Annotated in this window: 12 protein-coding genes; 8 read left to right on the forward strand and 4 right to left on the reverse strand. The window is 73.4% G+C overall.

Annotated features, from left to right (window positions below; all coding sequences use genetic code 11):
• Positions 1 to 33: 33 nt before the first annotated feature.
• Positions 34 to 1,539, reverse strand: a complete 1,506-nt coding sequence (locus ACZ4TG_RS15965; RefSeq protein ID WP_468162917.1) for a M1 family metallopeptidase — start codon at positions 1,537 to 1,539, stop codon at positions 34 to 36.
• Between the two features lie 448 nt (positions 1,540 to 1,987).
• On the opposite strand from ACZ4TG_RS15965, the gene ACZ4TG_RS15970 reads away from it, so the two are divergent.
• From ACZ4TG_RS15970 to ACZ4TG_RS15990, 5 genes are all read left to right on the forward strand, one after another.
• Positions 1,988 to 2,851: an SCO6745 family protein gene (locus ACZ4TG_RS15970; protein ID WP_468162919.1), complete on the forward strand. Its 864-nt coding sequence runs from the start codon at positions 1,988 to 1,990 to the stop codon at positions 2,849 to 2,851.
• A gap of 114 nt (positions 2,852 to 2,965) precedes the next feature.
• Positions 2,966 to 5,422, forward strand: a complete 2,457-nt coding sequence (locus ACZ4TG_RS15975; RefSeq protein ID WP_468162921.1) for a Tex family protein — start codon at positions 2,966 to 2,968, stop codon at positions 5,420 to 5,422.
• Positions 5,423 to 5,668: 246 nt separating this feature from the next.
• Positions 5,669 to 6,172 (forward strand): M78 family metallopeptidase domain-containing protein, encoded by a 504-nt coding sequence (locus ACZ4TG_RS15980; RefSeq protein WP_468162923.1) that lies wholly within the window; start codon positions 5,669 to 5,671, stop codon positions 6,170 to 6,172.
• Positions 6,162 to 7,352, forward strand: coding sequence for an MAB_1171c family putative transporter (locus ACZ4TG_RS15985; RefSeq protein WP_468162925.1), 1,191 nt, complete (start codon positions 6,162 to 6,164; stop codon positions 7,350 to 7,352). The genes ACZ4TG_RS15980 and ACZ4TG_RS15985 overlap by 11 nt, the downstream gene beginning before the upstream one ends.
• Before the next feature lie 100 nt (positions 7,353 to 7,452).
• Positions 7,453 to 8,232: an SDR family NAD(P)-dependent oxidoreductase gene (locus ACZ4TG_RS15990; protein ID WP_468162927.1), complete on the forward strand. Its 780-nt coding sequence runs from the start codon at positions 7,453 to 7,455 to the stop codon at positions 8,230 to 8,232.
• Positions 8,233 to 8,253: 21 nt separating this feature from the next.
• On the opposite strand, the gene ACZ4TG_RS15995 is transcribed toward ACZ4TG_RS15990, so the two are convergent.
• Both ACZ4TG_RS15995 and ACZ4TG_RS16000 read right to left on the reverse strand, forming a co-directional pair.
• Complete coding sequence (locus ACZ4TG_RS15995) at positions 8,254 to 9,891, reverse strand: ABC-F family ATP-binding cassette domain-containing protein (protein ID WP_468162929.1); 1,638 nt, start codon at positions 9,889 to 9,891, stop codon at positions 8,254 to 8,256.
• Positions 9,892 to 10,079: 188 nt separating this feature from the next.
• Positions 10,080 to 11,438 (reverse strand): SLC13 family permease, encoded by a 1,359-nt coding sequence (locus tag ACZ4TG_RS16000; RefSeq protein WP_468162931.1) that lies wholly within the window; start codon positions 11,436 to 11,438, stop codon positions 10,080 to 10,082.
• 25 nt (positions 11,439 to 11,463) lie between these two features.
• Between ACZ4TG_RS16000 and ACZ4TG_RS16005 the strand changes: the two genes are divergently transcribed.
• The gene (locus ACZ4TG_RS16005; protein WP_468162933.1) at positions 11,464 to 12,429 is read left to right on the forward strand and encodes a GlxA family transcriptional regulator; all 966 of its coding nucleotides are present in this window, start codon (positions 11,464 to 11,466) and stop codon (positions 12,427 to 12,429) included.
• A 70-nt stretch (positions 12,430 to 12,499) separates the two neighbouring features.
• Entirely contained in the window at positions 12,500 to 13,138 is a 639-nt protein-coding gene (locus tag ACZ4TG_RS16010; protein ID WP_468163438.1) for a DJ-1/PfpI family protein, read from the forward strand.
• On the opposite strand, the gene ACZ4TG_RS16015 is transcribed toward ACZ4TG_RS16010, so the two are convergent.
• Positions 13,113 to 13,862 (reverse strand): enoyl-CoA hydratase/isomerase family protein, encoded by a 750-nt coding sequence (locus ACZ4TG_RS16015; protein ID WP_468162935.1) that lies wholly within the window; start codon positions 13,860 to 13,862, stop codon positions 13,113 to 13,115. The two genes, ACZ4TG_RS16010 and ACZ4TG_RS16015, sit on opposite strands and share 26 nt — an antisense overlap.
• Positions 13,863 to 13,949: 87 nt before the next feature.
• Here ACZ4TG_RS16015 and ACZ4TG_RS16020 point away from each other — a divergent pair, with 87 nt between their 5' ends.
• Positions 13,950 to 14,168: a hypothetical protein gene (locus tag ACZ4TG_RS16020; RefSeq protein WP_468162937.1), complete on the forward strand. Its 219-nt coding sequence runs from the start codon at positions 13,950 to 13,952 to the stop codon at positions 14,166 to 14,168.
• The last annotated feature ends 74 nt before the right edge of the window (positions 14,169 to 14,242 follow it).

Below are 14,242 nucleotides of genomic sequence, written 5' to 3' on the forward strand. Positions count from 1 at the left end.
GCGCCGGCGCGCGGATCCGCGCGGGAGCGGGGATCAGTGCTCGTGGACCGAGTTCGTCGCGGCGATCTTCTTCCAGGACTTCGGCTCCACCGGCTGGGCGGCCGGCGCCCTGAGGGACCGCGCCGACGGCGACGCGGCGGCCGGCGGGGTGAAGGCCGGCTTGCCCGGGGTGTACAGCCAGGTCTCGAAGAGCTGCGCCAGCGGCTTGTTCGAGATCTTCTCCGCGTAGCGGACGAAGTCCCCGACCTTGGCGTTGCCGTAGGCGCGCTCGGTCGGCCAGCCCTTGAGGATCTGGAAGAACTTCTCGTCGCCGACCTCGTTGCGCAGCGCCTGGATGGCGATCGCGCCGCGGTCGTAGACGGCGCCGTGGAACTGGTTCTCCGCACCCGGGTCACCCGGCTTGACCTGCCAGAACGGGTCGTCGGCCGGACGCGAGGCGTACGTCCAGTCGGCCAGCTCCTGCGCCGTGCCCTCGCCCTCCTTCTCCGACCACAGCCACTGGCTGTACCGGGCGAAGCCCTCGTTGACCCAGATGTCCTTCCAGTTGTCCACGGACACGCTGTCGCCGTACCACTGGTGGGCCAGCTCGTGCACGACGACCGACACGTTCGCGCCGTTCGCGAACTGCTTGGGGCTGTAGAACGGACGGGTCTGGGTCTCCAGGGCGAAGCCGCTGGGCACGTTCGGGACGTAGCCGCCCAGCGCGTTGAACGGGTACGGGCCGAAGACCCCCTCCAGCCACTCCGCGACCTCGCCGGTCCGCTCCACGCTCGCGCGCGCCGCACCCGCGTTGTCGCCGAGGTCCTTGCTGTAGGCGTTCAGGACCGGCAGCCCGCTCGCCGTCTTGTCCGTGGTGATGTCGAACTTGCCGATGGCGAGGGTGGCGAGGTAGGTGGCCTGCGGCTTGTTGGAGCGCCAGTTGTAGCGGGTCCAGCCCAGCTTCGACGTCTGCGACTGGAGCACGCCGTTGCTGATCGCCTGGGTGCCGTCCGGGACGTTGACCGAGACGTCGAAGGTGGCCTTGTCGAGCGGGTGGTCGTTGCTCGGGAACCACCAGACCGCCGCATCGGGCTCCTGCGCCGCCACTCCGCCGTCCGGGGTGCGCTGCCAGGCCGACCAGCCGTCGATCTTGAACTCCGAGGGCTTTCCGGCGTACTTGACGACGACGGTGGCCTGCTTGTCCTTCTGGAGCGGCTGGGCGGGGGTCACCTCCAGCTCATGGGCGCCGGAGGTGGCGAACTTCGCCTTCACCCCGTTGACCCGGATCTCGCTCACCTTGAGGCCGAAGTCGAGGTTGAAGCGGGACAGCTCCTGCTTGGCGGTGGTCAGGAGGGTGGCGGTGCCCTCCAGCAGGTCGGTCTTCGGCTGGTACTGGAGGCGCAGGTCGTAGTGGGACACGTCGTATCCGCCGTTGCCGCTGGCCGGGTAGTAGGGATCGCCGACACCCGGGGCGCCCGGGACGGAACTGGCCGCGGATGCCGGGATCACCAGCAGCAGGGAGGCGGCGAGCACGCTCGGGGCGATCACTTTGCGGTGCACGAAGAGCTCCAAGGGGTAGGGGAGACAGGTCCGTTCGGGCTTGGTCGTCCGACCGTATTCACGCGTGGCGCCTCACGTCATGTCCATGGCCCGTGCTGTCACATGATCGCCATTCGGCCGTCACAGCCGGTGGGTACGGCCCCCGACGCGCCGGGCGTCACGTACCCGGCGGAACCAGCCCGGTCCGGCGGACCGCGGCCGACGGGCCGGAGAGCGGGGGCGGGGGCGCAGCGCGGGCGGGGGCCGTGCGAGCCGGCCGCGGCCGCGCCGGAGCCGGTCCGGCGCCGCCGCGGGCGGCCCGCGGCCGGGTCCGCGCGCCGCCCGAGAAAGGCCGGAACCCGCCCTCCCGTACGGGGCGGTTCGGGCGCCACCGGGTGTGTGATCGTGCGCGCCGGGACGGCCGAGGAACGCCCTAGTGCGCATACTAAGCAGTCGGTAATCTGCCCGTATGACTCTTCCTCCGCGCGCCGCCCGTCACTGCTGGCACGCAGCGATCAACCCGCTGCACGCCGTCATCTACTTCTCGCCGGACCTCGCGAAGGAATTCGCCGCCCTCGGCGTCACCGACCGCGTCGCCGTCAACCTCGCCAGCCGGTCCGCGGCCATGGGCGCCGTCGGCCCCGGCACGGTCGCCGCCACCTTCTACAACTACCGCCACGACCTGGTCGCCCGGCACCTGCCCGCCGTCTGGGACACCGTCACGCCCGAACAGGCGCTCGCCGCCAGGCTGCGCGCCGCCGACTCCACCCTGCGCCGCCTCCTCGGCACCGAGACCATCGGGTCCGCCGAAATCGCGGAGACCGCCGACCTCGCCCTGCGCGCCGCCGAGGGCTGTACCCGGCACGCCCGCACCCTCTACGCCGCCCACGCGGACCTCCCCGTACCCGAGGAGCCGCACCTGCGGCTGTGGCACGCCACCACCCTGCTCCGCGAGCACCGCGGCGACGGCCACCTCGCCGCCCTGCTGCTCGCCGGCCTCGACCCCGTCGAGGCCCTGATCAGCCACACCGCGACCGGCCGCGGCATGACCCCGAAGTGGCTCACCGCCACGCGCGGCTGGGAACCGGCCGACCTGGCCGCGGCCGCCGACCGGCTGCGCGAGCGCGGGATCCTCGACGCCGACGGCGAACTCACCGACGAGGGCAAGGCCGTGCGCGAGGCCCTGGAGACCGAGACCGACCGCCTCGACGCGGGCCCGTACGAGCACCTCGGCGCCGCCGGCCTGGCCCGCCTCGCGGAGCTCGGCGGCGCCCTCGCCATGAAGGCCCTCGGCGCCGGAGCCTTCCCCGCCGACCTCATCGGCAAGGCCTGAGACCCGGACCGGACACGGCTCCCGACGTCCGACACCGTCACCTGCCACAATTGGCAGCCTTCCTATGCATCCCATGCATCCCATGCAGACGTACGAAGGCAGGCAGGACCGCACGTGACGATGTCCATCGAAGGCAGGATCGCCGAGGAGCTCGGCGTACGGGAACGGCAGGTCAAGGCCGCCGTCGAGCTGCTCGACGGCGGCTCCACCGTGCCGTTCATCGCTCGCTACCGCAAGGAGGCGACCGAGATGCTCGACGACGCCCAGCTGCGCACGCTGGAGGAGCGGCTGCGGTACCTGCGCGAGCTGGAGGACCGGCGCGCGGCCGTCCTCGACTCCGTGCGGGAGCAGGGCAAGCTCGACGCCGAGCTGGAGGCCCGGATCGCCGCGGCCGACACCAAGGCCCGGCTGGAGGACATCTACCTGCCCTTCAAGCCCAAGCGGCGCACCAAGGCGCAGATCGCCCGGGAGGCCGGCCTGGAGCCGCTCGCCGAGGGCCTGCTGGCCGACCCCTCCGTCGAACCGGCCGCCGCCGCGGCCGCGTTCGTCGACCCCGGCAAGGGAGTCGCGGACGCGGCAGGCGCCCTGGAGGGGGCCCGCGCCATCCTCACCGAGAAGTTCGCGGAGGACGCCGACCTGATCGGGGAACTGCGCGAGCGCATGTGGGCCCGCGGCCGGCTCGCCGCGAAGGTCCGTGAGGGCAAGGAGGAGGCGGGCGCCAAGTTCGCGGACTACTTCGACTTCGCGGAGCCCTTCACCGCCCTCCCCTCCCACCGCGTCCTCGCGATGCTGCGCGGCGAGAAGGAGGACGTCCTGGTCCTCGACCTGGAACCGGAGGAGCCGGGCGACACGCCCGGACCGTCCACGTACGAGGGCATGGTCGCCCGCCGCTTCGGCATCGGCGACCGGGGCCGCCCGGGCGACAAGTGGCTCGCCGACACGGTCCGCTGGGCCTGGCGCACGAAGATCCAGGTCCACCTGGGCATCGACCTGCGCACCAGGCTGCGCGCCGCCGCCGAGGACGAGGCCGTACGGGTCTTCGCGGCCAACCTGCGCGACCTGCTGCTCGCCGCGCCCGCCGGGACCCGTGCCACGCTCGGCCTCGACCCGGGTTTCCGTACCGGCGTGAAGGTGGCCGTCGTCGACGCCACCGGCAAGGTCGTGGCCACCGATGTGATCTACCCGCACGTTCCCGCCAACAAGTGGGACGAGTCCCTCGCCAAGCTCGCCCGCCTGGCCGGGGAGCACGCGGTCGAGCTCATCGCCATCGGCAACGGCACGGCCTCCCGCGAGACCGACAAGCTGGCCGGCGACCTCATCGCCCGCCACCCCGAGCTGGGCCTGACCAAGGTGATGGTGTCGGAGGCGGGCGCGTCCGTGTACTCCGCCTCCGCCTTCGCCTCGCAGGAACTCCCGGACATGGACGTGTCCTTGCGCGGCGCGGTCTCCATCGCCCGCCGCCTCCAGGACCCGCTGGCCGAGCTGGTCAAGATCGACCCGAAGTCGATCGGCGTCGGCCAGTACCAGCACGACCTGTCCGAGGTGAAGCTGTCCCGCTCCCTCGACGCGGTGGTCGAGGACTGTGTGAACGGCGTCGGCGTCGACGTCAACACCGCCTCCGCGCCGCTGCTCTCCCGGGTGTCGGGCATCAGCGGCGGCCTCGCCGAGAACATCGTGTCCCACCGCGACGCCAACGGCCCCTTCCGCAGCCGCAAGGGCCTCAAGGACGTGGCCCGCCTGGGTCCGAAGGCGTACGAGCAGTGCGCGGGCTTCCTCCGGATCCGCGGCGGGGACGACCCGCTGGACTTCTCCAGCGTGCACCCCGAGGCCTACCCGGTGGTCCGGGCGATGGGCAAGACGGCCGGCAGCGAGGTGGCGGCCCTGATCGGCAACGGCGCGGTGCTGCGCTCGCTGCGGCCCGAGCAGTTCGTCACCGACTCCTTCGGGCTGCCGACCGTCACGGACATCCTGCGCGAGCTGGAGAAGCCGGGCCGCGACCCGCGCCCCGCCTTCAAGACCGCCACGTTCAAGGAGGGCGTCGAGAAGATCGGCGACCTGGCCCCCGGGATGATCCTGGAGGGCGTGGTCACCAATGTCGCCGCCTTCGGCGCCTTCATCGACATCGGCGTCCACCAGGACGGGCTGGCGCACGTCTCGGCGCTCTCGAAGACCTTCGTCAAGGACCCGCGGGACGTGGTGAAGCCGGGCGACATCGTCCGGGTGAAGGTCATGGAGGTCGACATCCCGCGCAAGCGGATCTCGCTGACGCTGCGGCTGGAGGACGAGGCCGGCGCGGACCGTCCCGCCGGCGCGCCGAAGCAGCGCGACGAGCGGCGGGGCGGCGGCCGTCCGCCGCAGCAGCGGGGCACGGCGGATCGGGAGGGCCAGGGCCAGGGCCGGCGCGGCCAGGGCGGTCAGGGCGGCCAGCGGCAGGGCGGCGGCGGCCAGGGCAGGGCCGCCCAGGGCGGTCAGCGGCAGGGCGGCAACGCCCCGGTTCCCGCCAACAGCGCCATGGCCGACGCCCTGCGCCGGGCCGGTCTCACCGGCCAGGAGGAGCGGCGCAAGCGGTAGTCACCGGCTGCGGGCGAGGCTTCGGCAGGGTTGGCCGAATAGGTTCCCCACAGGGGGACATGCCTTGCAACCCCCGTAAGTGATCTGTAGGCATGGTGGAACGCCCGTTCGTGACGCGCGGACGGGCTTCCGCATTTTCTCCTCAGGGACCGCACTCCTCGAGGCCGCCTCAAGGCACAGGATGTAATGCCCATGCCCACGCACGCCTACAGACGCTGCCCGAGAAAGGGTCCGAAGAGGGAACACATGCCCTATCGGAATCTCAGCCTGCGCAAACGATGCGAGATCATTCTCGGCCATCTGGACCTGACACACCCGTTCTCCCTGGAAAGCCTCTGTACGGGCATCGCCGAGCAGCGCGGCCGCCCGATCCGGCTGCACCCGCTGCCCAAGGAGGCCGCCGAATCCGGCATCTGCGGACTGTGGGTGGGCACCGCGAGCGTGGACTACGTCTTCTACGAGGCCCAGACCACACCGCTGCACCAGGAACACATCGTGCTCCACGAACTGGGCCACATCCTCTTCGGCCACCACTCGCTGGAGGGCGAGGAGACCGACGGGCGGGCCCCCGTCGTCCTCGGCCGCACCAACTACACCACCCGCCAGGAGCAGGAGGCGGAGATGCTCGCCAGCATGATCCGCATGCGCACCTCCGGTCCCGGCCCGCAGCCCGGCACCCCCCGCCACGGCACCCTCGCCCGCCTGGAGTCCGCCATGGGGTACGACCGGGGGCCGCGCGATGGCAGCTGACCTGACCGCCTTCGGCGACTGGCTCGCCGTCCCCAGCGTGCTCTGCCTGTGGATCGCCGTCCTGCTCCGCGCCCCCGGCGCCCTGCGCTCCCCCCAGCAGCGCGGCCTCTGGCTCGCCGTCGCCACCGCGGCCGCCGCGATGACCCTGAACCTGCCCGCCGTCGTCACGTACGCGCTGAGCCGCGAGGCGTCCTACGCGCACGGCATCGGACTGGTCCGCAACATCATCGGCGTCCTCTCCGCGGGCGCCGTGCTCTACTTCGTGGCCGCCGCCACCCGGGGCCGGGGGCTCCAACTCGCCGCCTGCGCGGGCACGGTGGCCTGGCTGACCGCACTGGTCGTCCTGGACACGGCCGCACCCGACCACGGCACGCACACGATGCCGCCCGTCGGGGACCCCGTGCCCTCCCTCGCGTACTGGCTGGTGCTGATCTCCGCCCACCTCGTCGCCAACACCGTCTGCGTGTACGTGTGCTGGCGCTACAGCCTGCGCACCGAGAGCCGCGGACTCGCCCTGGGACTGCGGCTCTTCGGCCTCGGCACCGCACTCGCCGGCCTGTTCTGGTTCGCGTACCTCCTCAAGGCCCTGTTCGCCAGCACCTGGGCCATGCCCGCCCTGCCGCTGATGATGAACCTGCACGGACTGCTGCGCGCCGCCGCGATCCTGGTGCCGACCCTGTTCACGCTGCGCCGCACCACCGAGGACATCGCCACCGCCTGGCGGCTCTGGCCGCTCTGGCGGGACCTGGTCCAGGCCGTCCCGCACGTGGCGCTGTCGAAGCCGCGCCCCGGACGGGTCGTGGAGCTGCTGTGGCCGCCGGTGCCGCGCAACCTGCTGGTGTACCGCAAGGTCATCGAGACGCGCGACGCGATCCTGATCCTCGGGGAGTACGTGGCTCCGGGCGTCCCGGAGCTGGCCCGCAGCCATGTCGCCGGGACGGGTGTCCCCGAACAGCGGCGCAGCGCGGCCGCGCTGGCCTGCGTACTGAAGGAGGCCCGGCAGGCGAAGCTCGCCGGACTGCCGGGCCGGCCCGGCGAGGCCGACGCCCTGGAACTGCCGCCCGCGATCCAGACCTCCGCGGAGGGCGGGGACCTGGACGAGGAGGCCCGCTTCCTCGTGCACGTCGCGGAGGCCTACGCCTCGCCCGGGACGACGGCCTTCGCCCCCGGGGCGAGCTGACCGGGCCACCCGACCGGCCCGACCGGCTCACCGGCCCACCCTGCCCACCCGGCCCACCCGGCCCACCCGTTCATGTGAACCACACGGAAGTGACGCTCTCTTGACCACCGTTCTGATCACCGGGGCCAGCGCCGGCCTCGGCGCCGCCTTCGCGCGCGGCTTCGCCGCCAAGGGCTGCGACCTGGTACTCGTGGCCCGCGACAAGACCCGGCTCGAAGCCGTGGCCGGGGAACTCGGCCGGGAGTTCGGCACGGCCGCCGAGGTACTGCCCGCCGACCTGCTCGACGCCGGGGACTGCGCGGCGGTCGCCGCCCGGCTCGCGGACCGGGAGCGGCCGGTGGACATCCTGGTCAACAACGCGGGCTTCGGGCTGCCCGCCCCCTTCCCGTACAGCCCGGTCGAGGACGAGGAGCGGATGCTGGACCTGCTGGTCAAGGTCCCGCTGCGGCTCACCCACGCGGTCCTGCCCGGCCTGCGCGAACGCCGCCGGGGCGCGGTCCTCAACGTCTCCTCCGTCGCCGGACTGCTGCCGACCGGGACGTACGGGGCCGCCAAGGCCTGGATCACCGCGTTCAGCGAGTCCGTACGCGTCGACATGGAGCCGTACGGGGTCCGCGTGCTGGCCGTGGTCCCCGGCTTCACGCGCACGGAGTTCCAGCAGCGCGCCGGGATGGACGTCAGCGCCCTGCGCGAAGCGGTGTGGCTGGAGCCGGAAGCCGTGGTGGCCAAGGCCCTGCGGGACCTGGCCCGGCGCCGCCCGGTCAGCATCACCGGCCGGCGCTACCAGGCGTACGCCCTCGCCGTACGACACCTCCCGCGCGGGTTCGTCGCGCGCAAGATGGCCCGCACGCGGCGGGCCCCGGCGGGGGCGGGGGAGTAGCGGACCCGCCCCGCGGCCCTTCTACAGCTCGGTGACCTTGCCGCCCGAGACCTCCAGGCGGCGGGTCACCTGGACCGCGTCCAGCATCCGGCGGTCGTGGGTGACCAGCAGCAGGGTTCCCTCGTACGCCTCCAGCGCGGCCTCCAGCTGCTCGATCGCCGGGAGGTCGAGGTGGTTGGTGGGCTCGTCCAGCACCAGCAGGTTCACCCCGCGGCCCTGGAGCAGCGCCAGGGCCGCCCGGGTGCGCTCCCCGGGGGAGAGGGTCGCCGCCGGGCGCAGCACGTGCGCCGCCTTCAGGCCGAACTTCGCGAGCAGGGTGCGGACTTCGGCGGGCTCGGTGTCCGGGACGGCCGCGCAGAAGGCCTCCAGGAGCGGCTCGTCGCCGAGGAACAGCCCGCGCGCCTGGTCGACCTCGCCGATCAGTACGCCCGAGCCGAGGGTGGCCGAGCCGGAGTCCGGGGCGAGACGGCCCAGCAGCACGGCCAGCAGGGTCGACTTCCCGGCGCCGTTGGCCCCGGTGATCGCGACACGGTCCGCCCAGTCGATCTGCAGGCTGGCCGGGCCGAAGGCGAAGTCCCCGCGCTGGACGGCCGCTTCGCGCAGCGTGGCGACCACCGAGCCGGAGCGCGGCGCCGCCGCGATCTCCATGCGCAGCTCCCACTCCTTGCGGGGCTCGTCGACCACCTCCAGGCGCTCGATGGCGCGCTGCGTCTGGCGGGCCTTGGAAGCCTGCTTCTCGCTGGCCTCGCTGCGGAACTTCTTGCCGATCTTGTCGTTGTCGGTGGCCTTGCGGCGGGCGTTCTTGACGCCCTTGTCCATCCAGCCGCGCTGCATCGCGGCCCGGCCCTCGAGCGCGGAGCGCTTGTCGGCGTACTCGTCGTACTCCTCGCGGGCGTGGCTGCGGGCGCGCTCGCGCTCCTCCAGGTAGGCGTCGTAGCCGCCGCCGTAGAGGTTGATCTGCTGCTGGGCCAGATCGAGTTCGAGCACCTTGGTCACGGTGCGGGCGAGGAACTCGCGGTCGTGGCTGATGACGACGGTGCCCGCGCGCAGGCCCTTCACGAACTGCTCCAGCCGCTCCAGACCGTCGAGGTCGAGGTCGTTGGTGGGCTCGTCGAGCAGGAAGACGTCGTACCGGGAGAGGAGCAGGGAGGCGAGACCGGCGCGGGCCGCCTGGCCGCCGGACAGCGCCGCCATGGGGAGGTCCAGCCCGACGGAGAGACCGAGGTCGTCGGCGACCTCCTGGGCCCGCTCGTCGAGGTCGGCGCCGCCGAGGTCCAGCCAGCGGTCGAGGGCCTCCGCGTACGCGTCGTCCGCGCCGGGGGTGCCGTCGACGAGGCCCTGCGTGGCCGCGTCGAGCGCGGCCTGCGCGGCGGCGACGCCGGTACGGCGGGCGAGGAACTCCCGGACGGACTCGCCGGGGCGCCGCTCGGGCTCCTGGGGCAGGTGCCCGACGGCCGCGCCGGGCGGGGAGAGCCGCAGCTCACCGGACTCGGGGGCGTCCAGGCCGGCGAGGAGGCGGAGCAGGGTGGACTTCCCGGCGCCGTTGACGCCGACGAGGCCGATGACGTCGCCGGGGGCGACGACGAGGTCGAGCCCGGCGAAGAGCGTGCGCTCACCGTGCGCGGCGGTGAGGTCCTTGGCGACGAGGGTTGCAGTCATGATCTGCCGATCCTATCGGGGTGGGGTCGGTGCCCTGGCGCTGGCCGCTGGGGTGGGGGGTCGCCGTCGGCCGGTGCCCTGGCCGGGCGGTGGTCGGGGCTCGGCCTGTCGGGCAACTCCAGTCCCGCCGGCGATTGAGGCGCGGGGTCCGGGGCTGGCCTCCGGCCGAGCGGCGGCGCTTCGGCGGGTCAGGGGAGGACGTGGAGGGCTGCCCAGAGGGCGGTTACCGCGGCCGCCACTGCCGGTGGGGTCGTGAGGAGGCCCAGGCGGGTGAAGTCGCCCAGGGTGACCCGGGCCGCGGTCGGCAGCAGGCGTCGCCACAGCAGCGTGGCCAGCGACCCGGCGTACGTCAGGTTCGGGCCGATGTTGACGCCGATCAGCACCGCCAGCACCGGCCCCGCCCCGCCCGGTGCGGCCAGCGGCAGCAGGGCCAGTACCGCGGGCAGGTTGTTGATCAGGTTCGCCAGCACCGCGGCCACCGCCGCCACCGCCAGCAGCGCCGGCAGGGAGTCCCCGGCCGGGAGGATCCGGGCCAGGCCGTCGCCGAGCCCGTGGTCCACCACCGCCCGTACCACCACCCCCAGCGCCAGCACGAACAGGCAGAACGCGGGCGCCGCCGACGCCCCGACCCGCCGCAGGGTGGTCTCCCGCCGCCGCAGGGCCCGTACGGCCAGCACCACCGTGCCGGCCAGCGCCGCCCAGGCCGGGCTGGCGCCCGCGAAGGAGGCGAGGGCGAAGCCGCCCAGGGTCAGCGCGAGCACCGCCAGCGCGAAGCGGGGCATCGGCGCCTCCTGCGCGGCCTCCGGCACGTGTTCCGGCGGCGCCGCCAGGTCGGCCCGGAAGTAGCGGCGGAACACCGCGTACTCCACCCCCACGGCCACCACCCACGGCCCGGCCATCAGCGCCGCGAACCGGGTGAAGCTGAGCCCGCTCGCCGCGAAGGCGAGCAGGTTGGTCAGGTTGGACACCGGCAGCAGCAGCGAGGCCGAGTTCGCGAGGTGCGCGGTGGCGAAGACGTGCGGCCGGGGCCGTGCGCCGAGGCGGGCCGCCGTCGCCAGGACCACCGGGGTCAGCAGGACCACCGTGGCGTCCAGGCTCAGCGAGGCGGTGACCACCGACGCGACGGCGAACACCCCGCCGAGCAGGGTGACCGGCCCCCGCCCGGCCGATCGCCGGGCCACGGCGGCGCCGGCGGCCCGGAAGAGCCCCTCGTCGGCGCACAGCTGGGCGAAGGCCAGGATGACCGCCAGGAAGCCGACCACGGGCAGCAGCTCCCGCACCTGCGTCCACGCGTCGGCGACCGGCACCACACCGAGGGCCACGAGCAGCCCGGCCGCCGGCACCGCGGCCGCCGCTTCCGGCAGTCCCCGCGGGCGGAGTACGGCGAAGGCCAGGACGGCGAGGAGCAGGGCGGCCGACAGGGACTCGGCGAGGACGGTGTTCAGGGGAGGGCTCCGGTCGGTGGGGACGTGCGGCGGCCCGGACAGGATCGCATCCGGCCGGCGAGGCGGTGTCCGGATAGGTGGGATGCACGGCATTGCGGCCATCAGGCCGGGGTCACACCATGGAGCCATGACGCTGCGAAACGTGCTCGTCGTCCTCTACGACGGTGTCCAGAGCCTCGACGTGACCGGCCCCGTGGAGGTCTTCGCGGCCGCGGCCCGCTTCCCGGGGCACCTCGGGTACGCGATCCGGACCGTGTCCCCCGGCGGGGCGCCCGTCAGGACGAGCAGCGGTCTCACGCTCGTGCCGGACGGCGACCTGGAGAGCGCCCGGCCCGGGGCGGGGACCACGCTGCTGGTGCCCGGGGGCCGGTACAGCGGGGACTTCGAGCCGCGGATCACCGAGTGGCTCCGCGCGTACGGGGGGCGCGCGGAGCGGCTGGTGTCGGTGTGCACCGGCGGACTGCTGCTGGCCGAGGCCGGGCTGCTCGACGGACGCCGGGTCACGACCCACTGGGACGCGTGCGAGCGGATGGCCCGGGACTATCCGGCCGTCACCGTCGACCCGGACCCGATCTACGTCCGGGACGGGCCGGTCGCCACCTCCGCCGGGGTCACGGCCGGGATCGACCTCGCGCTGGCACTGGTGGAGGAGGACCACGGGCGCGACACCGCGCTGGTGATCGCCCGGCATCTGGTGGTGTTCCTGCGCCGCCCGGGGAACCAGGCGCAGTTCAGCGCGCAACTGGCGGCGCAGACCGCGCGGCGCGAGCCGCTCCGGGACGTGCAGCAGTGGATCACGGAGCACCCGGGCGGGGACCTCAGCGTCGAGGCGCTGGCGGCCCGGGCCGCGCTCTCGCCGCGCCACTTCGCGCGGGCCTTCCAGGCGGAGACGGGGGTGACTCCGGGTCGCTACGTCGAGCGGGTGCGGGTGGAGCACGCGCGGCGGCTGCTGGAGGAGGGCGGCGAGGGGGTGGCGCAGATCTCGCGGGAGTGCGGCTACGGCACGCCCGAGGCGCTGCGCCGGGCCTTCGTGAGGACGCTGGGCCAGTCCCCGGCCGAGTACCGCCGGCGCTTCGGCAGGCCCGTGGCCTGACACCGCCGGGAACGTCCACGCATATGAAATGAACCACTACCGAATGAACCACTACCGCTCCGGAGGAGCCATGCAGATCGCCGTACTGCTCTACGACCGTTTCACCGCCCTCGACGCGGTCGGACCGTTCGACACCCTGGGCCGGCTCGAAGGGGCCGAGATCGTCTTCGTGTCCGAGCGGCCCGGGCCCGTGCGCACCGACAACGGCACGCTCGCGCTCGTCGCCGACAAGGGGCTCGACGAGGTGACCCGGCCGGACATCCTCATCGTGCCCGGCGGGCCGCACACCGACGTGGAGATGAAGAACCCCGTCGTCCTCGACTGGCTGCGGACCGTCGACGCGACCACCACCTGGACCACCTCCGTCTGCTCCGGCTCCCTGCTGCTCGCCGCCGCCGGGCTGCTCGACGGGCGGCGGGCCACCAGCCACTGGCTGTTCCTCGACCAGCTGCCGAGGTTCGGGGCGGAGCCCACCGGGGAACGGGTGGTGTTCGACGGGAAGTACGTGACCGCCGCCGGGGTGTCGGCGGGCATCGACATGGGCCTCACGCTGCTGGGGCGCATCGCCGGGGACGAGTACGCGCAGGCCGTGCAGCTGATGACCGAGTACGACCCCCAGCCGCCCTACGACGCCGGTTCCCCCGAGAAGGCCCCGGCCGCGATCGTGGAGAGGCTGCGCGCCCTCAATCCGACGGCGGGGTCCAGGTAAAGGCGGGCGTACGCCGCTCCAGGAACGCGGCGACACCCTCCGCGGTGTCGCCGCTCGCGGCCGCCTGCGCCGTCCAGTGCCCGTCCCGGTCGGTGCGGCCGTCCGCAAACTCCTTCGCCGCCGCCTGGGTGAGCTGGGAGCGGGAGGCCAGGATCCGGGTGAACTGCGCCACCCGCCGGTCGAGCTCGCCGGCCGGCAGCAGTTCGTCGAGGAAGCCGGTGCGCAGGGCCCGTTCGGCGTCGATCAACTCCGCCGAGAACAACAGGTACTTGGCGGCGGCCGGGCCCACCAGTGCCGCGAGCCGCCGCGTCGAGGAGGCGGGGTAGACGATGCCCAGCTTCGCCGGGGTCACCCCGTACGAGGACCCCGCCTCCGCGAAGCGCAGGTCGCACGCCGCCGCGAGCTGGCTGCCGCCGCCCACGCAGAAGCCCCGGATGGCGGCGAGCGTGGGCTTAGGGAAGGCGGCGAGGGCCTCCTCCGCCGCGACGGCCAGGGCCTGCGGGTCGTCGTCCCCGGTCAGCGAGGAGATGTCGGCCCCGGCGCAGAAGGTCGCTCCGTCCCCGGTCAGTACGAGGGCCCGTACGGCGGTGTCGGCGGCCAGGCCGGACAGCAGCATCGGCAGGGTCCGCCACATCTGCGCCGTCATGGCGTTCCGCTTCGCGGGGTGCGAGATGACGATGGTGGCGACCCCGTCGGCCACGGTGTGAAGGAGGGCTGCGTCCATGCGCCGGATGCTATCCCGGGCACTCGCTCCTGTGATCAAGGGAGTCCGCCCGGGGGCGAGCGCCGAGCCCCTTGACCGTGGGGCGCCTTGATCCTCTCCAGCCGGCCCGGTTCGAGCCTGTACGTGATCGGAACGTTCTTCTCGCTCGCCCTGCTGTTCGACGGTCCGAGTCTGATCGCTCCCGGCTTCGGCGCCCGCCGGATCCTCGGCTTGGTCAGGGAGGACGAGGTGGCGGTGGAGCCGGGCGGGGTGCGCGGGGCGGCCGAGAAGAGTGCACGAGGAGATCAGGAACAGTCGAACAACTGACTCTGTCATACGCCAGTGGTCAGAAAGTGTCCGATTGACGCTGACTTCTGGTCAGCAGTCCGGTCCGGACCAGG

The sequence above is a fragment of the Streptomyces sp. NPDC028314 genome, from assembly GCF_055565795.1.